Here is a 20,366-nt window from a genome sequence, read left to right as displayed (position 1 = left end):
ACATAAAAACAACCTAAAAAATAAGGTGAAATGTATAGCAATAAAGAAAACGTCAATATTTTGACAAGTTTACTGGTAGCGCATGGTGTTCGCCATGCTGTAGTGTGTCCGGGCAGCAGAAATGCAGCCATAGTTCACAATCTCAACGAGTGTGAAGACATCACTTGCTATCCTGTAACCGACGAACGTAGCGCCGGCTTCCAAGCTCTTGGACTTTCTATGGCTGAAGGTTATCAGCCTGTCGTGGTGTGTGTGACTTCGGGTTCTGCATTGCTCAATCTTTATCCGGCAGTAGCTGAGGCTTATTATCAGCAAATCCCGCTCATCGTGATTTCTGCCGACAGACCGGCACAGTGGATTAACCAGCTGGATGGTCAGACGCTTCCTCAGCCTGATGCTTTGGGGCAGATGGTAAGAAAAGCAGTATCTCTGCCAGAAGTGTTCGAAGGTGAGCAGCAGGAAGAGATGCATTGGTATTGCAACCGGCTGGTCAACGAAGCGCTGTTGAAAAGCATGGGGCGGGTAAAGGGACCTGTACACATCAATGTACCTATCTCTGAGCCTTTCTATTCGTTTACGAAAGAAGCTTTGCCCGTTGAGCGCAAGATAGAGGTTGCTTACTGCAGGGCAAATATTGATACATTTGATGGGACCCCTTTTGAATGTGTGTTAGAAGCCAAACGTCCATTGTTGGTAATTGGACAGTTGGACAATACCGAAAAATATGTAGGCTTGTTGGCTTATATTGACCGAATGCCTATATTATGGGAATCTCTGGCAATGCCACCTTATCTATATAAGGTTCAGGAAGAACTGGGAGAAGATTGGAATAAAACCACCTTGTATGGCGCTTTCGAGAATTTGCTGGATGAAATAAAGGACGATGAAAGATTCCGTCCTGACCTGGTGGTTTATATAGGTGGACATATTGTGAGCAAGAAACTGAAATCTTATCTGCGTTCGTTTAAAGGAGTTGAGCAGATAAGAATCTCGCAAGAGGCTGATATCGAAGATACGTTCATGCATCTTACTAAAGTGATGGATTTGCCAAACAGTGATGCCATGTCATGGTTGGGTAATTTTGGCTGGCACAACCACTGGGAGGATTATCGCAGATTGTGGATGGATGCGTTGGCTAAAAGCTATGAACGCAAAGAGAACTTCAAGCCTGAGTTCAGCAGTCTGGCTACCGTAAAGGAATTCTTCAGCCAGCTTCAGAAGGTTGAGCCTCAGGATTTCAAAGCGTTCACCTTAGGCGATAAAGATGCTCAGGACGATGGTATCTATGACCGCAAATTCGATACATTCCTTCCAGGTATGATGAGCAGCGTCTTCTCGGGCAACAGTTCTGCCATCCGGTTGATGAATCTGTATGCCGACCGCCATGTTTACTGCAATCGTGGTGTGAACGGCATAGAAGGTTCTCTTTCTACGGCTGTAGGTTTCTCTATGTGCAAGAACAAGTCTGATAAGCATGTATACTGCGTTCTCGGCGACCTGAGTTTCTTCTATGACCAGAATGCGCTCTGGAATAGAAATCTGAACGGCAAGCTCCGTATCATCGTGTTCAATAATGGTGGCGGTGCCATCTTTGGCAAGTTCCAGGGATTAAAGGAGAGTCAGGCTCGTGAAGAAATGATAATGGCAAAGCATCATACAACGGCTGAAGGAATCTGTAGTCAGAATGAGGTAAAATATCTCGCAGCTCATACGATGGAAGAGATGGAACAGGGCATCAGCCAATTGATTCATGCCGAGAGCGAGCGCCCGATGCTCCTGGAGGTTTTCACCGATATGGATGTAGATAACGAGATGCTGGAAGCCATCCAGAAGTGCTGATAGAGGACCTGTAAGGAACTATAACTGATAGTTCTGTCAAAAAAATAAGATAGTAAGTAATCATAAAGTTCAAAGTTCAAAATTCAAAGTTCAAAGTAAAATGAGAGAATGGAAAAAGATAGAAGGTTTTGATTTCAAGGAAATCATCTTCGAGGAGTATAATCATATCGCTAAGATTACCATCAACCGTGAGCGCTACCGCAATGCTTTCACACCGTTGACCACTTGGGAGATGGCGCAGGCATTCAACTATTGCCGTGACTGTCTGGATATCCGTGTGGTCATCCTGACGGGTGCTGGTGATAAGGCATTCTGTGCAGGAGGTGACATGCATGTAAAGGGCCGAGGCGGTTATGTGGGTAACGATGGTGTGCCTCGCCTGAATGTGCTCGATGTGCAGATGCAGATTCGCCGTCTGCCAAAGCCGGTTATCGCTATGGTGAATGGTTATGCCATCGGTGGCGGTCATGTGCTTCATGTGATGTGCGACCTGACCATCGCTTCAGAGAATGCCATCTTTGGACAGACTGGTCCTAAGGTAGGAAGCTTCGATGCCGGTTTCGGTTCTTCTTATCTGGCAAGAATGGTGGGTCAGAAGAAGGCTCGTGAAATTTGGTTCCTCTGCAAGCAGTATTCTGCCAAGGAGGCTGAAGAGATGGGAATGGTTAATAAGGTAGTGCCTCTCGACCAGTTGGAAGATACCTGTGTAGAGTGGGCTGAAATCATGATGGAACGTTCGCCTCTGGCACTCCGTATGATCAAGGCTGGCTTGAATGCCGAACTGGATGGTCAGGCTGGTATTCAGGAGTTGGCTGGCGATGCCACGATGCTCTATTATACGATGGATGAGGCTCAGGAAGGTGGCAAGGCGTTCCTTGAGAAGCGCAAGCCTCGCTTCGAGGATTATCCTCAGTTCCCATAAATTTCATCAGCTATAAACAATAAAAACCTCGGAAGATGCATAAAAGCAATCTTCCGAGGTTTCTTGTTTTTATTCGTGAGTAGCGAATCTCTGTTCTGCCAGTTTCTCGTATTTGGTGCCTGGCTTGCCATAGTTGGCATACGGCCAGATGCTGATACCGCCACGAGGAGTAAAGATGCCTGTTACCTCTATATATTTAGGGTCCATCAGTTTGATGAGATCCTTCATGATGATGTTTACGCAGTCTTCATGGAAATCGCCATGATTGCGGAAACTGAAGAGATAAAGTTTCAGACTCTTGCTCTCTACCATCTTTACGTCAGGAATATAGCTGATGCGAATCTCTGCGAAATCTGGCTGACCTGTAATAGGGCAGAGCGATGTAAACTCAGGGCAGTTGAAACGAACCCAGTAATCATTGCCAGGATGCTTATTCACGAAAGTTTCGAGCACCTCTGGCGCATAATTCATTCTATATGTAGTCTTGGCACCTAATGCCTGAAGACCGTCTTCTTTTCTATCCACGCTTGGTAATGTTTTAATGTTTGCTATTTACTGATGTCTTTTAGCCGAGGCTGAAGATCTTGAATACATTGTAGGAGATGTTATTGTCGTATGCATCTTCACCTTCATGCTTCTTCACGTATTTCACTACACGGATGGTCAGAGGCAGTACCACAATCTCGTAGGCTGTCTTCAGTATCACCTGCCAGAGCATGAGCCAAGGCAATTCTGATGCAGGCACCACACCGCCCAGGGCAAGTGGGAAGAAGATAAGGCTGTCGCAACTCTCACCGGCAATGGTACTGAGGATGGCACGGGCAGAGAAATGCTTGCCGCCATCGCGGATTTTCATCACGCTCATTACATAAGCATTGGCAAATGAACCGATGATGAAGGCTACGAAAGAGGCTGCTGCAATGCGGGGTGCCAGACCGAAGATGGCATGAAAACCGGCATCGTTGGTCCAATAAGGCGCTGCAGGAATGGCATCGCAGATAGCACCCAGTGCCACGAAGAAGAAGTTCATCGCAAAGCCGGTCCAGATCAACAGACGCGCTTTCTGATAGCCCCATACTTCACATACCACATCGTTGATGATGTAGCTTACAGGGAATACGATAAGTCCACCGGTAAGGGAAACTGGTCCGAAGGCGATTTGCTTTGTTTCGAGTACGTTTGCTGCAATCAGGCAAACGCAGAAGAGGATGCTGAAAAGCATAAACAGCACGCTCACTTGAGTTTTTTTCTTGTCCATTTTCTTGTTTTTTACGAGGTTTACCAAGCACTCGGGTTATTGAATATGATGATTCTTTTCAGAAATCGGCTGCAAAATTACAACATTTCTTCCTAATAGCCAAATATTTGGGCAAAAAAATGGCTCCAAATACTAATCACTAGCACTTGGAGCCCTTATCTAACTAAAAACCTAAAACTTTTTTCTAAAAACTAAACCTAACAATCTTAACCTATGAGAAACTAACCTTTTCAGATTATATTGTGATAGCGAAATAACACTCTTGTTATCCGCTGTCATCTGTCATCAAGCAACAGATATACCAAAAAGTTGTTTCATGACAAGATGTCAGAGAAAATTTACTTTTCCATAAACTTCTTTGCAGCTCTTAACTGATGCCTCATCACACTCAGGAATTCCTGACTCTCCTGCAGTACGTTGAGATAAACCAGAGAAATCTGCATCAGCGTATTGTCAGTCATGTGCTGGATGCGGTCGATATGCTTTTTGCGGAGAACAGAAAGCTCGTCTTTGCAGGCATCTGCCTCGGCAAGAATCTCGCGATAGCTGTCATATCTGCCGGTCTCAATCAGTTCGCAGCTCATGCGCATCAGGTCGTTGATCTTCTGGCGTACAGGAGCAAACTCCTTGATGTATTCAGCAGGAAGCGGATTGAAGTTGTTGTCAACATGTTCCTTGATTGGGTCGAGCATACGGCGCAGAGAGTAGATAAACTGCTGGTTGCTGTTGGCACCCAGATGGAACCAGGTGTTGCGCTCGATGGCAATCTCGATAGGCGATTTCTTCAAACCGAGCATCTCCTGACGGCGGAACTTCTTCAGCATATCCTGTTCCTTCTTCAGATCCTTGTTGGCATGACGAAGGTCGCGTGTATTCTCGTTGGCAAGACCATCCATAATCTGGTTGAACTCGTTCAGGGCGAAGTGGCAGACGTAAGACTGGGTGCGTGAAACCTGACGGCGAAGCAAATCCCATACAATCTCTGGGTCGCGAGAACGCATCATCAGTTGGAAGGTACTGCTCTTGCCCTCTTCCTTAGCCTTCTTGTTATACTGGATGTTGCTGCGGATGAGCAGGTAGATAACCAAGCCCATGAAGCAAGCCTGGATGCCCACACCACCGAAGTGCATGATGATACAAACAATGGCGCAGGCTGCGAAAGCTACACCGGCTGTGATGAACCAACCACCGATTACACTCAATACACCTGTTACACGGAATACGGCACTCTCGCGGCTCCATGCTCTATCAGCAAGTGAAGAACCCATAGCTACCATGAAGGTAACGTAGGTGGTAGAGAGAGGCAACTTCAGGTTGGTACCGATGGTGATCAGCATGGAAGCAAGTACCAGGTTTACGGCTGCACGAACCACGTCGAAAGCAGCACTCTCCTCGAGTTCAACATTATTCTTGTCGAAACGGCTGTTGATCCAGTTCATCAGTGCCTTTGGCATAAACTGCTTCAACCATGAATCTGTAGCCTGGCAGTTGCGTACAATCACGCGGGCTGCAGAAGAACTGCCGAACATCTCATCGCCCTCGTCCTGACGGCTCAAGTCAACAGAAGTCTTGATTACGTTCTGTGCCTTCTTGGATGTCGCCATGGCGATAATCATCACGGCACCGGCAGCAAGCAGGAAGCCTGGAGTAGTCTTGGCACTCTCCATCAATGAAGTCATCATAAACTGGTTTGGCGCTGCACCGTTGGCATTTGCCATATAGTCCTGATAAGAAGAGAGACCAGCCAGAGGCACACCGATGAAGTTTACCAGGTCGTTACCAGCGAAAGCCATAGCCAGGGCGAAAGTACCCATCAGCACCGTAAATTTGAAGATGTTGACACGGCAGAGGTGCAGGAATTCCATCACGACAGCAGATACCACGAAGGTGATGCAGATGAGGAAACCGAGATTCTGATCGATGTAATCGCGCACCTCAGCAGGCAGGTAAGGACTCTTGCCCAAACCCTTCATGAAGATGAAGTAAGAGAGGGCTGTAAAGGCGATACCGCCGAAGATGGCGATGCTGTAGCGGCTGTGCTTGCGGTAGTTGAAGGTGAAGATTATACGGGAAAGCCACATCACAAAGGCACCAAACACGAAGGCGATGATGACAGATGAGAAGATACCCATGATTACCTCCAACGCCTTGTTGCTGTTGAGCAATACGCCATAGTTGAGGCTGTCGTCGCCATACATCTTCAATGTTGCGAGGATGAAAGCACCACCCAGCAGCTCGAACACCAGCGAAACGGTGGTTGATGTCGGCATACCCAGCGTGTTAAACACATCCAAAATGATGACATCCGTCACCATCACGGCTAGGAAGAGCGTCATTACCTCTTCGAATGTAAAGTGGTCAGGACTCATGATACCATGGCGGGCGATATCCATCATTCCCGATGACATGATGGCTCCGAGAACCACACCGCAGGATGCGATAATCAGCACCGTGCGAAACTTAGCCACCTTAGCTCCGATGGCAGATTGCAGGAAGTTGACAGCATCGTTGCTGACTCCTACGAAGAGATCGAACACTGCTAAACAGAGCAGGAAGATCACAATACATAAATAAATTGTACCCATATATTTTATTAATGTTTATATACCTTATTATATAGGGGCTTGTCTCAACATAGCTAGATACATTTCTCCCCTTGCTTTTCCGGGTGCAAAGGTACGAGTACGATGTTACAGGTGATTTAAACAGGTGTTACAATATTGTTAAGATATTGTTGTGCTGGCGATTGAATAAGAAAGTTGCCACCGAAAACAAAGAAAAGTGCGAAAATGTTTGGAAGTTACGGAAGTATTTTATATCTTTGCATTCGGATAGGGTGTATTCCCTTTCCACTGATTTTTGAGATTTAAGAAGCGTTATGCTTATCGAAGTACTGGAAACCTAGGAAATTTCCCGACATACTCTAAGATAGCATAGTGGTTCTCACGCATAGCGTGGGCTGCTATTGTTGCATCTATGAGTATGGGCTTTCCTAGGGCCTCCGGTATTGAGATGTGGGCATTGCAGTTCACGCTTCTCTGTTTAACAAAAAGACCTTATAGGACTGAAAAGGGAATAAGGAGCTATTGGTGATGCTTAATATACTAAAAGGGAATATTCAATCCTCTGAAAGAAAAAAAAATGGAAAGAGGGCTTTTTCTGGAATTTTCATAGTAGTCGTATTATTGGTAATATCTGTTATTGCTATAGTGTATATAGCAATAACTTCTGTTAGTTTGAAAGAACAAATGGATCTCAAAAAACATAATATTAAGTTTTTTGACAACTTGGAAAAAGAGCAAATATCTGCATTGAAAACACGAAGTCTTTTCAAAAATAGAGCAACCAAGGACAATTCTGATTTCTTGCGTGAGATAGGTCCTATTCCTAATGGTAAGTTTTTGTCTTCTTTTTCTGAGGTAGGTGAAGGAAAATATGAATATTGGCAAAATTATGTGGCATATAGAGACAGATTGGTTTATTATACCGTAAATATCCCAAGAAGAGATTATTTTGGTAATATAGAGTACGATGAAGAAAAGAGAACAAAATATGTAAAAGAACCATATTGGGATTATAAGGTCAAGAAAATCCCATTTGAATATTCTTACTCTTTAGTTACTTTTGACATGTCAGAATTAATTTCGGCTAATGCAACAGATTCTGTTTATGAAAAGCAAACTCTTCTATTTGCAAAAGAGCTGGAAGTATATAAGCACTATATGTTTTCACCAGCGCAGAGAAAAATTGTCTATGATAATTATTGGGCTACTTTTTATGGTAAGATTTTGCCAACTAACAGAAAAGCTATTGCTTATTCGACTAAAGATCAAGAAGGTAAACCTGTTTTGAGAAGCATATTTTTTGCTAATAGAAAAGCTTATATGCTTGAAGTCCGTAGTGAACATCAGTTGGAAGAAAAGTCTCAGTGGATAATGAAAGGTTTTACCACGTTTTATCTCGGAGATTTTAATGATAGTGTGAATGGCAAACTCTTGTTGTTTGTTTTAAGTGCTTTTATCTTTTTAGTTTTTATTCTTATTTGTCTGCTTATGCCAAGGCATTTGTTAAGAACTAATACAATATTGTCAAGGCAAAAAAGCATCTTGTGCCGTTGTATGTTGGTATTGGGCATATTGGATATGCTATGTGTCTTTACTGAGATTTATGGTATATGTATAGGCGTGTTTATGCAAGATTTTTATTGGTGGTGTATGTTCTGTCTATTCTTGGGCGCAACTATCACAAGTGTTTTTACTATAATATACGGTAAGAGTAGAGCAGAAAACACATTTGATTATTTGGTACCGAAAAGTGTAAAGAAATATTTGTATAATAGACATGTTACAGATGCAGAATATAAAAGCATTGTAGTCTTTTTGGTATATCCACTTTTTGTGTTGGGTAGTTCACCATTAGGCATAGGTGTACTCATTTATATATTACCTGTTTCGTTAATAACTTTGTTGTTGATGGAAATACGCAATTTCTCTAATTGGAGTCATGGAGATATACATAAAGATGGAAATGAGTTGAAAGGGGATGGCTTGGGTATATTCAAGGATTATTATTTGTTGTTGAATATTGACAGATCTGCCTCTGAGGAGGACATAGATAAGGCATTTAATAAAGCTATGACTAAATATAATTCCGGTATAGATTATAGTTTGTATGGTGAAACTTATAAACATAATATTCAGGAAGCTTATCGTGTGCTAAGTTCAACCAATCGGCTAAAACCAGAATATGATAGAGAGTTTGATGCTTATCGTGCATCAAATGACTCTGAGTATCTGTATTCTGATGAAAGAACAAAGCGTGATATAATGTTGGTACAGAAAGAACTTGGAGGTACTCTATTAGCTTCGAAAAAATATGATACTTGTGCTAAGGTACATAACTTGGTAATTCGTGCTGTCGTTATTTATGGTGTCTTTTTGGCAATAGTGTCTTCCATTCTTTTTGTACCAGTAAAGAAACATACAACTTTTGGTGATGTCTATTGGGAAAGTTTATGGGATAAAGTGAGATTTATTGATGACTAAAATATGTAAAAGTTATGAGACAGTTTTTAATGTTTACATTTTTAATGGTTTCCATACGTACTGCTTATGCGGAGGATAATTCTCCTGCATATTTTGGCGCTGTTTCGATAGTGGTTACAATTATGTTGGTATTATTGTGTATTTGGTTACTTAATTCCCATAATGTAACAAGAAAAGTAAAGTTGAGTATTCTCGGAGTAGGTATTGGAGTTTTTGGTTTAGTTCAAATGTTATTGTCTTTTGGTATGGAGTCTTATAGACGTAGTCTTCTTCCTCCTGATGATCCTGAGGTTGTGCTTGCGGTAGAAGAAATTAATGAGCAGATGCCTTTGAAACTAACGGATGGTATGACTCTTAGAAGTGTGGATTTGAAAGACTCTACAGTCGTTAGTACTTTGGAAATTGACGAAACGAAATATCCTTTTGAGGACTTTTTGCAGAATAAAGAACAGAAGAAGCGAATTATGATGGCAAACGTAGCAAAGAGTTCTCCTTTTAAGTCTTGCAGCTATGTGGATATTGCCAACAAAGGATATTCTGTAGCAATGTTGGTAAAGGGAATGCAATCTCATCGAGAAATAAAGTTTATTCTTACACCAAAGGAAGTAAAAAATGCTCAAAATCAACCAAAGCCAACGCCAAGAGAAGAACTGGATTTGTATTTGAATGAACTTAATAAGAATATCCTTGTTGATCTTGAAGATGGGCTGCTGTCTGCTCATGCAAGGATACAAGGACAAATTTGTGTTGTTGTCTATACCATAGATGAGAATAAGCTTGATATTTCAGGGTTTGAAAAAAGTAAAGAGTCTATGAGGGTAGAACTCAAAAATGAGTTTATGGTCAAGGGTGATTTGATAAAGTTAGCTTCCCTTCTTGCTCCTTTGGGTATGTCATTTAGAATTTGCTATGTTGGTAACTTGTCTAAAAAACAAGTGTCAATTGATATTTCTTCTTCATATATCCAAGAAGTTCTTGATAATGCAGTAGCTAAGATAATTAAATCACAAAATAAGCAAACAGAATAAAATATACGGTTATGACATTTTTCAATTCAATTAAAATGTGTTACATGAAGTCTTTTGATTTTAAGGGAAGAGCTTCAAAGAGTGAGTATTGGTGGTTCTGGCTGGTTCAGGTCCCTATTACTTTTATAGCATTGGGGACTTGGAATTCCGAAAAGTTTGATGTACTGTCTGGAGTGTTTTTAGGAATTACTATAGCCTCTATTCCTGCTAACCTTTCTTCTATGATACGTAGATTTCATGATGCGGGATTAAGTACTAAGCAATGTCTAAAGAAATTGTTTTATGCGGTAGCCCCATTCCTTTTTGCTGTCAATTTAATGACAAAGATCGATCCTTTTTCTTCTTTTGCTGTAGTACTCTTAATTGCATTATTATTTTCGGCAGTCTCATTTTTCCTGTTGTTCATCATATTGATAGGAGACAGTGTATATGAAGATGAAGAAGAGGAATAAGGGATAAAGTCGTTCGCAAGCCTTGCGAATGAAAAAACAAGGCTTGCTGATACAACTTATCGATTTTTTGTTTAATTTTGCAATCGATATTAATAATGCAACTATAATATGGGAAATGATACAGAAAATATAAAGATATTGTGCATCGGTGTCGGTGGGGCTGGCACTAATGTAATCAATCGTATGAAGGATATTGGTATTCCGAATGCAGAGTTTCTGACATTTGGAGGATATCGCTATGACTATAGCCATCCCGAAATTCCTCATTATAATCTTATAGAAGTCAATGAAATAGATAGCTTGCCTAATGGTTCTGGGCCAAAGGTCTTTGAAAGGTTGGCTAATAATGTTGCCGATGATATAAAGGAAGTTCTTTTGTATCATTTAAACTCTTGTAAGTTAGAAAATGAAAGAGTGTAAATATTGGATAGTTGTACTGCTACAGCTGTGCTTTCTTTCTATCAGCTGTGGAGAAAAGGGGGCAAAACAAGTTGCTCCTGCTCAAGGTCATGCCATTTTGAAATTTGAAAATGATGAAGATGGAAAGTATTCGCAAGCGATGATAGCACAAATCATCAAACATTTTCATTTGCCAAATAATACTGTTGTAACAGATGAGGATGTTGATGCAATCTTGTTGAGAAGCGTTGATGGGGGAGATGGCATTTGTGGCGGTGACGTAGTTAGCTTTTGGAAGTATTATAAGAAGCAGAATGATATTCAAGAAATAGTTACGGCGCATCCTATGGCAGATTTGTTATGGTATAATCCTGATAAAAAACATGGTGTAACGATAGGGCTAGATTCAGTTTTTGTGGCAAGTGAAGCCATGCTTGTCCCTCTAAATCCTGATGTGGTAGTTGTAAATGGAACAACAGACAAGATGAATACAATTTATACTTTTATAGTAGATAAGGATGCGGGAAAGGCGATATTGTTACCATCAAATCGTGGCTGCGTAGGCTTTACATCTGAAGATGGATTACCAATCTGCCAGTCTTGTCGTCATTATTCTGATACTAGGTTTGGTAGGTATTCTGTAGTGTCTGTTTATGATTTGGATGGAAAACTCGTCAAGGAAATGTCGTTTGAAGATTATAAAAAAGATGAGAAGTAATGACATATTCAATAGAAGAGAATCATCATTCGGGATTGGAGTTGTATTTCATGCCTCGTTTCTTTGTCTATAATCCTTGTCGCCGCCTGCAAGATGGCGAGGATGTTTTCTTCTCTGTTCCTTGGTGGTATCATCTTTATATCTTATAAGAAAGAGTATCCATGCAAGAAAGCCGCATATAAGCTGAGTGACATGTGCACATCAGTTGATATGCGACTGACGAACCTATATTCTCTGAAGACATATCCTAAATACTCCAACGATTTTTATTATATATCTAAAAGAGTAGTTTACAGGGTATTTCATATTGTTGCTTTATTTGAATTTTTGGCAAAGTTACGGAAAATATTGGTATATGCAAAAGAAAGCAGAATAATTTGTTTTCCTTTTCGGATAAAAACATTAACTTTGCAACTAAAAAAATGAAAAGTATGGAAAAGCTGAAGAATATCAAGGCGATAGCCTTCGATGCCGATGATACGCTCTGGGCATTACAAAACTATTTCGAGGACGTGGAGCATGAGTATTGCGAGCTGCTTGCGGAATATGGAAAGGAAAAGGATATTTCTGCTGCTCTCTTCGAGACGGAGAGTAAAAATATGGCTGATTTGGGTTATGGTTGCAAGGCTTTCACCATATCCCTGGTAGAGAATGCGGTGAAGGTGAGTCATGGTAAGGTGGAGGCGAATGTCATCGCCCAAATTGTGGACTTGGGTAAGAGTCTCCTGCATCTTGATGCCAAGCCTTTGGAAGGGGTAGAGAAAACCTTGGCTTGTTTCCGTGAGATGAAGAAATATAAGCTTGCAGTCTTCACCAAGGGTGAGTTGATGGATCAGGAGAATAAATTATGGCGTTCGGGTCTGCAGCGGTATTTTGATGTGGTGACTATCGTGAGCGACAAGACGCCCAAGGCTTATCATCGTCTCTGCAGGGAACTGGATGTAACTCCCGACGAGCTGGTGATGGTGGGTAACAGTTTCAAGAGTGATATTGCTCCGGCATTAAAAATCGGAGCTTCGGCTGTCCATATCCCTTTTCATACCACATGGGCGCATGAAAAGACAGAGGAATTTGAACATCCCAAGCTCCGTCGTATTTCAAGATTCGAGGAACTTCTCGATATCTTATAACTCGATATTTTATAAGGGTCTTAAAAACCCTTATAAAATACTCATATAATACTTTTATTCTTCTCCTTCTTCATCTTTCAGTGATACCAAAGTCTCAACGAATGGACTGTGCCGAATGCCTCATCCTTCGGCACCTTCTTCAAGAAGCATACCGGATTATCGCCAAAGAATTACCGCATGGGGGCGGAGTTGCTTAATTTGTAAATGCTTTATACTTTTTTGCATGCGAAATTAAAATTTCTCCCCAAAAATTTGCTGGTTTCGAAGAATCTTCGTACCTTTGCAGAACCAGTACCCGCCAAGCCTCTCAACGATGCTCAAATGTGCGGGTCGTTTTATTTTTTATACATTTCCCTTGTTGAGATTCTCGTATTTTCAAACGATTCTTATTTCTTTGTGAATATTGAAAATATGGAAGAAAATGGTAATATGTTAATAATCAAGGAATTATGGATTTGTTGGTTAATAGCGCTAAAATAGGAATTCTATAGTTGTACGACTATAACCCCTATAGTTGTACAACTATAACTCTACAGTTGTACGACTATAGCCTATATAGTCGTACGACTACAACTTTATAGTTGTACAACTATAGGGTATTCGCTTAATTAGAAACAAAAAATAGAGAATTCGAGATGCCCAAAACTCCCTATTTTCGTTGCTAGATTCCAAGTTTACCAGTATGCAAAATTTGGTTATAAATATTGACAGAAATAACATAGACTACTGAGTTGGCTTTCTTCTGTTCCAAATGAAATAGGCTTCAATGGCGAATGAAGCCTGTTTCAATCGCACATGAAGCCTGTTTCGATAGCACATGAAGCTTATTTCATTTTTACCTCCAATTATTTAGAATTCTGCATCAAACAAGACGCTGATTTTATAAGGTATGAAGAAAATCATCAAAGAACACGAGCATTTTGAAAAGTTCATGGGCTATAAAGCACCAGAATTCAAATCTGATTCCAGAGAATTCCATGTAATATTATGGAATCTCAACTATATTTCTAACAACAAAAATGAATATGCTATCGGGCGATTATGTCTATATCTCTTCATCAATAAATCGGATGATTTCTTCTTGCTGTTCTGGATGGAACCATTGGATAGTGGTATCCCGCTTAAACCAGGTAAGCTGCTTGCGCATGTATTCACGGCTGTGCGACTGGATTTGTCTGATAGCTTCATCGCGGTCTATTTCGCCGTCAAAGTAGGAGAACATTTCTTTGTAGCCTACGGTTCTCAACGAGGTGAGTCCCTTCTGTGGGTATACGCTGCGTGCTTCTGCCTCCAGACCTTCGTCCATCATCATCAGTACACGCTGGTTGATGCGGTCGTAGAGTTCAGTTCTGTCGCGGTTCAGACCTATCTTGATGATGCGGAAAGGGCGCTGCTTCTTTTCGGCTGTGCGGAAAGAAGTATAAGTCTTGCCAGTCTGATGGCAGATTTCCAGGGCATGAACCACGCGGCGTGGATTCTTCCTGTCTACTATCGCCCAGTGCTCCGGATCCATCTTGTGGAGTTCTTCTACCAGTGCCTCCAGCCCTTCCTCTTCCAGACGCTGTTTCATCCAAGTGCGTATGTCGTCACGAACAGTAGGGATGTCGTCGATTCCTTTGCATACAGCATCGATATACATCATGCTGCCGCCTGTAAGCAGCGCCACATCGTGATTCTTGAAGATGTCTTCCTGCAGGAGATTCATCACATCAGCCTCGTATTGGGCAGCGCTGTAATAGTCTTCGATGTGGTGATTTCCTACGAAATAATGCTTTACCCGCTGCTGCTGTTCGGCAGTAGGGGCTGCGGTTCCGATAGGGAGTTCGGCGAAGATCTGGCGGGAGTCGGCATTGATGATAGGTATAGCGAGATGCTCTGCCAGTGAAAGGCAAAGCTCCGTTTTACCTACACCGGTAGGACCTAAAACCACAATCAATGTTTTCATATATCATTCTTTATATTCAAGAAAAAAGCATCCTTGCTCGTTTCATAAACCTATGCAAGGATGCTCTTTTTACCTTTTTACTTTTTTACCCTTTTACTTTTATCGGATAATGCCTCGCTGAGAACTCTCTACGAAGTCGATAATGTACTGAATCTCCTTGGTAACCTCAAGATTCTTCTTGATTTCCTCGATACCTTCCTTCAATATACCCTTGCTGTAGAGCAGGCGGTAAGCCTCGTGGATGTTCTGGATGGTCTCATTGCTGAAACCGCGACGGCGCAGACCGATGAGGTTGATGCTGCAGTAGCGGGTTGGCTCCTTGCCGGCAATGATGTATGGAGGAATATCCTGCGAGAAACGGCAACCGCCCTGGATCATCACGTAACCTGCGATATGGCAGAACTGGTGAACGAGAACGTTGGCGCTGACGATGGCGTTGTCATCTACTACCACCTCACCGGCAAACTTGGTAGAGTTGCCGATAATCAAGCCGCTGCCGAGCACGCAGTCGTGAGCCACGTGAACGGTCTCCATCAGGAGGTTGTTGCTGCCTACTACGGTCTTGCCCTTAGAGGCTGTACCACGAGAGATAGTAACGTTCTCACGGATGCTGTTGTTATCGCCAACCTCGCAGGTTGTCTGCTCGCCCTTGAACTTCAAGTCCTGAGGCTTGGTAGAGATGCTGGCGCCTGGGAAAAATTCATTATTGTTGCCGATGCGAGCGCCCACGTGAATGGTAACGCTGTTCTGCAATACGTTGTTATCGCCCAAAACGGTGTCCTTGTCGATATAGCAGAAAGGACCGATAATGTTGTTGTCACCGAGTTTTGCCTCTGGATGAACAAACGCTAATGGACTAATCTGATTCATATTTCTATTTTATTATTACTTGTTCTTAACAATCTGTGCTGTGAAAGTAGCCTCTGCTACCACCTGGTCGCCTACGAACATGTAGCCCTTCATAGAGCTGATGCCATGACGTACAGGTGCGAGGAGTTCTACACGGAAGAGGAGGGTATCGCCTGGAACCACCTTCTTGCGGAACTTCACATCATCGAGCTTCATGAAGTAAGTACTCCAGCGCTCAGGCTCTTCCAGCTGGTTCAATACGAGCAGACCGCCACACTGTGCCATCGCCTCTACCTGGAGAACGCCTGGCATCACTGGCTCTTCAGGGAAGTGACCGGTGAAGAAAGGCTCGTTGCTGGTTACATTCTTTACGCCTACGATGCTGTTAGGACCCATAGCAATGACCTTATCGACCAGCTGCATAGGGTAGCGGTGAGGCAGGAGCTGACGGATGCGGATATTATCCATGATTGGCTCCTCGTTAGGATTGTAGATAGGAGCCTGAATCTCGTGCTTGCGAATCTCCTTGCGCATGAGGCGGGCGAACTTGTTGTTTACGGTATGGCCTGGACGCGTAGCGATGATGCGGCCCTTGATAGGCTTGCCGATGAGTGCCATATCGCCGATGATATCGAGCAGTTTATGACGTGTACATTCGTTCTCCCACTGCAATGGACGGTGCTGGATGTAACCCAATTTGTTGGCATCCATGTGAGGCACCTTGAGATGGTCGGCGAGCTGGTCGAGCTGAGCCTGTTCTACCTGGCGCTCGTAGATAACGATGGCATTGTCCAGGTCACCACCCTTAATGAGGTTAGCCTGGAGCAGAGGCATGATGTCGCGTACGAAAACGAAGGTACGGGCTGATGCAATCTCCTCTGCGTATGTCTCCATCTTTTCGAGGGTAGCAAACTGGCTGTTGATGAATTTGCTCTCGAAAGAACACATGGCTGTGATGCTGAAGTCCTCGTCAGGAAGGATGGTGATGACAGACCCGTTATCATCTTTCACCTCAATCTTATGACGGATGATGTAGTAGTCTTTTTCAGCATTCTGCTCCTGGATGCCTATGCTCTGGATCTTCTCTACATACGGAGCAGCAGAACCGTCGAGGATAGGGAACTCAGGACCGTTTACCTGGATGAGACAGTTGTCGATGCCGAGGGCATAGAGTGCTGACATACCATGCTCGATGGTAGAAACGCGGATATCGCCCTTACCGAGTACGGTACCGCGCTGTGTTTCAACAACGTTCTCAGCTACAGCCTGGATAACAGGCTCGCCTTCGAGGTCGATGCGCTGTATTTTATAACCGGTGTTCTCTGGTGCAGGATTGAAAGTTACGGTGAGGCTCAAGCCTGTATGCAAACCCTTTCCGCAAAGAGAGAAACTACCTTTCAGTGTCTTCTGTTTTGACATAATTATATTCATTTTTTAGGCACGGATTACACGGATTTTTTTCTCTGCGTTTTCTTCGGATTCCTTAGTGGCGTTAGCCTCCGCGTCATCCGTGTCATCCGTGCCTTATTATTTTTAATTGTTTTTCTTTAATTCTTCAATCTGCTTCTTCAGGTCGTTGAGTTCCTTGTACATGTCAGGCAAACGACGGAAGATAGCCTGTGACTTGAAGTAAGCGCGCTGCTCCATAGGAGGAGTTCCGATGAGCTGCTGGCCGCTCTTGAGGCTGCCTGGAACACCGCTCTGGGCACCGAGGAACACCTTATCGCCGATAGTGATGTGACCGGCAATACCCACCTGTCCGCCAAACATACACCATTCGCCTACCTTCGTACTGCCTGCTACACCTACCTGAGAAGACATCACGGTATTGGCGCCGATGTCGGTATTGTGGGCAATCTGTACGAGGTTATCGAGCTTTACGCCCTTGCGAACATAAGTAGAACCCATTGTAGAACGGTCTACACAAGTGTTGGCACCAATCTCTACATCGTCTTCGATGGTAACGATACCAATCTGAGGAATCTTGTCGTAACCTTCAGGACCTGGAGCGAATCCGAATCCGTCGGCACCGATTACACAACCTGCATGAAGCGTAACGTTATTGCCTAATTTACAGCCGTGATATACGGTAACGTTCGGATAGATGAGTGCATTCTTGCCAATCTTCACACCCTCTCCGATGTAGGCATGAGGATAAATCTGGCTACCTTCGCCTACCTCTGCACCATCGCTGATATATGCGAAAGCACCTACATATACACCTTCAGCCACCTTAGCCTTTGGAGATACGAAAGCCAGCGGATCGATGCCGGTCTTCTTAGGCTTCATGGATTCGTACATCTGCAGGAGCTTAGCCACACACTCGTATGCATTCTTCACACGGATGAGGGTTGTGCTGACAGGGTGTTCCAATTCTACGTTCTCATCAATGAGTACGATGCTTGACTTGGTTTCGTAAACATAATGAGTGTATTTAGGGTTAGAAAGGAACGAGATAGCACCTTCCTTACCTTCTTCGATTTTTGCGAAGGTGTTGACTGTTGCGTTCTCATCACCTTCCACACGGCCCTGAACGAACTGGGCTATTTGTTGAGCGGTAAATTCCATAATTTATCTGACTTCTAGTTTGTTTTATTTAGGTTCCCAAGGCATCATTACCTTTAGGTAACCGCAATTTGTTTGCAAAAATAGCAAAAAAGATTTAGATTCTCGACTTTATTTTGTAATATTTTGCTTTTTCGCCCCATAAAAGGGTATTTTTTAGGCGCAAAGCCTCTTTTTCAAGATACTTTGCGCCTAAATCGAGTTTTTATAACTTAGCAAGTTCTGCTGCCATTTCAGCCTGCAACTCCTTAGCTTTCTGACCTGCTACCTCAGCAAAGTCATCGCCGTTGCTGGCATAGATGATGCCGCGGGAAGAGTTGACGAGCAAGCCGCAGTCCTTGATGATGCCATACTTGCAAACCTCCTGCAGGCTGCCACCCTGTGCACCTACGCCCGGTACGAGGAGGAAGTGGTTAGGAGCCACCTTGCGGATGTCTTCGAACATCTTGCCCTGTGTAGCGCCTACTACATACATCATGTTCTCATCGTTGCCCCATTCCTGGCTCTTCTTGAGAACCTTCTCGAAGAGGCGCTCGCCCTCCTTATCCTCGGTGAGCTGGAAGTCGTGGCTACCCTTGTTGCTTGTAAGTGCCAGGAGGATAACCCACTTGCCGTCATACTCGAGGAATGGCTTGACTGAATCCTCACCCATATAAGGAGCTACGGTTACAGAGTCGATATTGTACTCCTCGAAGAATGTCTGGGCATACATCTTGCTGGTGTTGCCGATATCGCCGCGCTTGGCATCTGCGATGATGAAGTGGTTTGGATAGTGGTTGTGGAGATACTTGATGGTGTTTTCGAAGGCAATCATGCCATCGATTCCGCGGCTCTCATAGAAAGCCAGGTTTGGCTTGTAAGCCACACAGTATGGGGCTGTTGCGTCGATGATAGCCTTGTTGAATCTGAATATCATTTCGGCTTCTGCGCCCTGGATGTCTTCACTCTCGGTGATGCACTTAGGCAACTTGTTGATATCTGTGTCAAGACCTACGCACAAGAAACTCTTCTTGGCGAAAATCTGCTCTACGAGTTCTTTTCTGTTCATAATGGATTGATATGATGATTCATCGCCCCGAAGCACGGAACGATGAATCGGGGTTTTACAATTCTGTTTCTTTCAGCTTCTCTGCGTTCTCGGCTACGGTCAGGGCATCAATCATGTCCTGAATATCACCTGCCAGGAAACCGTTGAGATCGTGAGTGGTGTAACCGATACGGTGGTCGGTAACACGGCCCTGCGGGAAGTTGTAGGTACGGATCTTCGCACTGCGGTCGCCGGTAGAAACGAGGCTCTTGCGGCGGCTGGCGATATCGTCAACATACTTCTGGTGCTCACGGTCGTGGATGAATGTATAGAGGCGGCTCAAGGCACGCTCCTTGTTCTTTGGCTGGTCACGGGTTTCGGTACACTCAATGAGGATTTCCTCAACCTCGCCTGTGTTAGGGTTCTTCCAAGGGTAGCGGAGACGTACACCAGACTCCACCTTGTTCACGTTCTGACCACCGGCACCTGAACTTCGGAAGGTATCCCACTTGATGTCTCCTTCGTTGATGTTCACCTCAAACTTGTCTGCCTCTGGCAATACGGCCACGGTAGCAGCTGAAGTGTGCATACGGCCCTGTGTTTCAGTAGCAGGCACACGCTGAACACGGTGAACACCTGATTCGTACTTCAATGTACCGTAAACGTCAGTACCGCTTACAGCGAAGTCGATTTCCTTATATCCACCTACTGCGCCTTCAGAAACAGAAGTCACGCTGACGGTCCATCCCTTAGATTCGCAGTATTTCTTATACATATTAAATAGGTCGCCTGCAAAGAGGGCAGCCTCGTCGCCTCCGGCACCGCCTCGGATTTCCATCTGTACGTTCTTGGCGTCTTCTGGGTCCTTAGGTACCAGCGCAATCTTGATTTCTTCTTCGAGTTTAGGCTGCAGCGCCTCGTTCTCGTTGAGTTCTTCGCGAGCCATCTCCTTCATTTCCGGATCGCTCTCGTTGGCAAGGATATCTTTTGCCTCCTTGATGCTATTCAGACAGTTGATGTATCGCTTGCGTGCGTCCATGATGTCACCCAGGTCTTTCCATTCCTTGGTGAGCTTCACGTAGCGTGGCTGGTCGGCGATGACATCTGGGTCGGTAATGAGGGTGCTTACTTCCTCGTATCGGCTCTCTAAGCCTTCTAGCTTCTGTAATATGTTGTTATTATCCATTAA

Annotated in this window: 18 protein-coding genes; 9 read left to right on the top strand and 9 right to left on the bottom strand. The window is 43.7% G+C overall.

All coding sequences use genetic code 11. From position 1 onward, the window contains the following. Positions 1–30: 30 nt before the first annotated feature. Both menD and menB read left to right on the top strand, forming a co-directional pair. Complete coding sequence (gene menD / locus ONT18_RS08185; protein WP_264904855.1) at positions 31–1,839, top strand: 2-succinyl-5-enolpyruvyl-6-hydroxy-3-cyclohexene-1-carboxylic-acid synthase; 1,809 nt, start codon at positions 31–33, stop codon at positions 1,837–1,839. 100 nt (positions 1,840–1,939) lie between these two features. Then, on the top strand, positions 1,940–2,761 hold the full coding sequence (menB, locus tag ONT18_RS08180; protein ID WP_089545278.1) for a 1,4-dihydroxy-2-naphthoyl-CoA synthase: 822 nt from the start codon (positions 1,940–1,942) through the stop codon (positions 2,759–2,761). 69 nt (positions 2,762–2,830) lie between these two features. Here menB and queF read toward each other — a convergent pair whose 3' ends face one another. The 3 genes from queF to ONT18_RS08165 all read right to left on the bottom strand — a co-directional run bounded on the left by queF (position 2,831) and on the right by ONT18_RS08165 (position 6,604). Continuing rightward, the gene (queF, locus tag ONT18_RS08175; protein ID WP_264904852.1) at positions 2,831–3,286 is read right to left on the bottom strand and encodes a preQ(1) synthase; all 456 of its coding nucleotides are present in this window, start codon (positions 3,284–3,286) and stop codon (positions 2,831–2,833) included. Between the two features lie 40 nt (positions 3,287–3,326). Further along, positions 3,327–4,019, bottom strand: coding sequence for a queuosine precursor transporter (locus ONT18_RS08170; RefSeq protein ID WP_118065346.1), 693 nt, complete (start codon positions 4,017–4,019; stop codon positions 3,327–3,329). Between the two features lie 338 nt (positions 4,020–4,357). Continuing rightward, positions 4,358–6,604, bottom strand: a complete 2,247-nt coding sequence (locus ONT18_RS08165; protein ID WP_264904850.1) for an inorganic phosphate transporter — start codon at positions 6,602–6,604, stop codon at positions 4,358–4,360. Between the two features lie 507 nt (positions 6,605–7,111). Here ONT18_RS08165 and ONT18_RS08160 point away from each other — a divergent pair. From ONT18_RS08160 to ONT18_RS08130, 7 genes are all read left to right on the top strand, one after another. Beyond that, positions 7,112–9,064 carry a hypothetical protein gene (locus ONT18_RS08160; protein ID WP_153072724.1) on the top strand — a complete coding sequence of 651 codons (1,953 nt, stop codon included), beginning with the start codon at positions 7,112–7,114 and terminating at the stop codon, positions 9,062–9,064. Positions 9,065–9,078: 14 nt separating this feature from the next. Next, the gene (locus ONT18_RS08155) at positions 9,079–10,092 is read left to right on the top strand and encodes a hypothetical protein (protein WP_153072725.1); all 1,014 of its coding nucleotides are present in this window, start codon (positions 9,079–9,081) and stop codon (positions 10,090–10,092) included. A gap of 44 nt (positions 10,093–10,136) precedes the next feature. Beyond that, positions 10,137–10,544 (top strand): DUF805 domain-containing protein, encoded by a 408-nt coding sequence (locus tag ONT18_RS08150; protein ID WP_217326600.1) that lies wholly within the window; start codon positions 10,137–10,139, stop codon positions 10,542–10,544. A gap of 108 nt (positions 10,545–10,652) precedes the next feature. Next, on the top strand, positions 10,653–10,964 hold the full coding sequence (locus ONT18_RS08145) for a hypothetical protein (protein ID WP_264904846.1): 312 nt from the start codon (positions 10,653–10,655) through the stop codon (positions 10,962–10,964). Continuing rightward, positions 10,951–11,661 carry a hypothetical protein gene (locus ONT18_RS08140; protein ID WP_264904844.1) on the top strand — a complete coding sequence of 237 codons (711 nt, stop codon included), beginning with the start codon at positions 10,951–10,953 and terminating at the stop codon, positions 11,659–11,661. Before ONT18_RS08145 ends, ONT18_RS08140 begins: the two co-directional genes overlap by 14 nt. Continuing rightward, positions 11,661–11,810: a hypothetical protein gene (locus tag ONT18_RS08135; RefSeq protein WP_022120450.1), complete on the top strand. Its 150-nt coding sequence runs from the start codon at positions 11,661–11,663 to the stop codon at positions 11,808–11,810. The genes ONT18_RS08140 and ONT18_RS08135 overlap by 1 nt, the downstream gene beginning before the upstream one ends. A 282-nt stretch (positions 11,811–12,092) precedes the next feature. Then, positions 12,093–12,791: an HAD family hydrolase gene (locus ONT18_RS08130; RefSeq protein ID WP_118415608.1), complete on the top strand. Its 699-nt coding sequence runs from the start codon at positions 12,093–12,095 to the stop codon at positions 12,789–12,791. Positions 12,792–13,836: 1,045 nt separating this feature from the next. On the opposite strand, the gene miaA is transcribed toward ONT18_RS08130, so the two are convergent. The 6 genes from miaA to prfA form a co-directional block, all read right to left on the bottom strand. Continuing rightward, the gene (gene miaA / locus ONT18_RS08125; RefSeq protein WP_264904841.1) at positions 13,837–14,736 is read right to left on the bottom strand and encodes a tRNA (adenosine(37)-N6)-dimethylallyltransferase MiaA; all 900 of its coding nucleotides are present in this window, start codon (positions 14,734–14,736) and stop codon (positions 13,837–13,839) included. Between the two features lie 99 nt (positions 14,737–14,835). Next, the gene (gene lpxA / locus ONT18_RS08120; protein WP_022120462.1) at positions 14,836–15,606 is read right to left on the bottom strand and encodes an acyl-ACP--UDP-N-acetylglucosamine O-acyltransferase; all 771 of its coding nucleotides are present in this window, start codon (positions 15,604–15,606) and stop codon (positions 14,836–14,838) included. A gap of 15 nt (positions 15,607–15,621) precedes the next feature. After that, a complete protein-coding gene (locus tag ONT18_RS08115; RefSeq protein WP_301331972.1) occupies positions 15,622–17,004 on the bottom strand; it encodes a bifunctional UDP-3-O-[3-hydroxymyristoyl] N-acetylglucosamine deacetylase/3-hydroxyacyl-ACP dehydratase in 1,383 nt (460 codons plus the stop codon). Between the two features lie 114 nt (positions 17,005–17,118). Beyond that, positions 17,119–18,153, bottom strand: a complete 1,035-nt coding sequence (gene lpxD / locus ONT18_RS08110; protein ID WP_117727580.1) for a UDP-3-O-(3-hydroxymyristoyl)glucosamine N-acyltransferase — start codon at positions 18,151–18,153, stop codon at positions 17,119–17,121. A 202-nt stretch (positions 18,154–18,355) separates the two neighbouring features. Then, positions 18,356–19,198 (bottom strand): orotidine-5'-phosphate decarboxylase, encoded by an 843-nt coding sequence (gene pyrF / locus ONT18_RS08105; protein WP_264904837.1) that lies wholly within the window; start codon positions 19,196–19,198, stop codon positions 18,356–18,358. A gap of 55 nt (positions 19,199–19,253) precedes the next feature. Further along, complete coding sequence (gene prfA / locus ONT18_RS08100) at positions 19,254–20,363, bottom strand: peptide chain release factor 1 (RefSeq protein ID WP_006847233.1); 1,110 nt, start codon at positions 20,361–20,363, stop codon at positions 19,254–19,256. Between the last annotated feature and the right edge of the window lie 3 nt (positions 20,364–20,366).

The organism is Segatella copri, from assembly GCF_026015295.1.
In the GTDB taxonomy this organism is placed as follows: Bacteria; Bacteroidota; Bacteroidia; order Bacteroidales; family Bacteroidaceae; genus Prevotella; species Prevotella copri_C.
The sequence above is the reverse complement of the archived record's forward strand: the minus strand, read 5'-3'. Positions and strand labels throughout refer to the sequence as shown.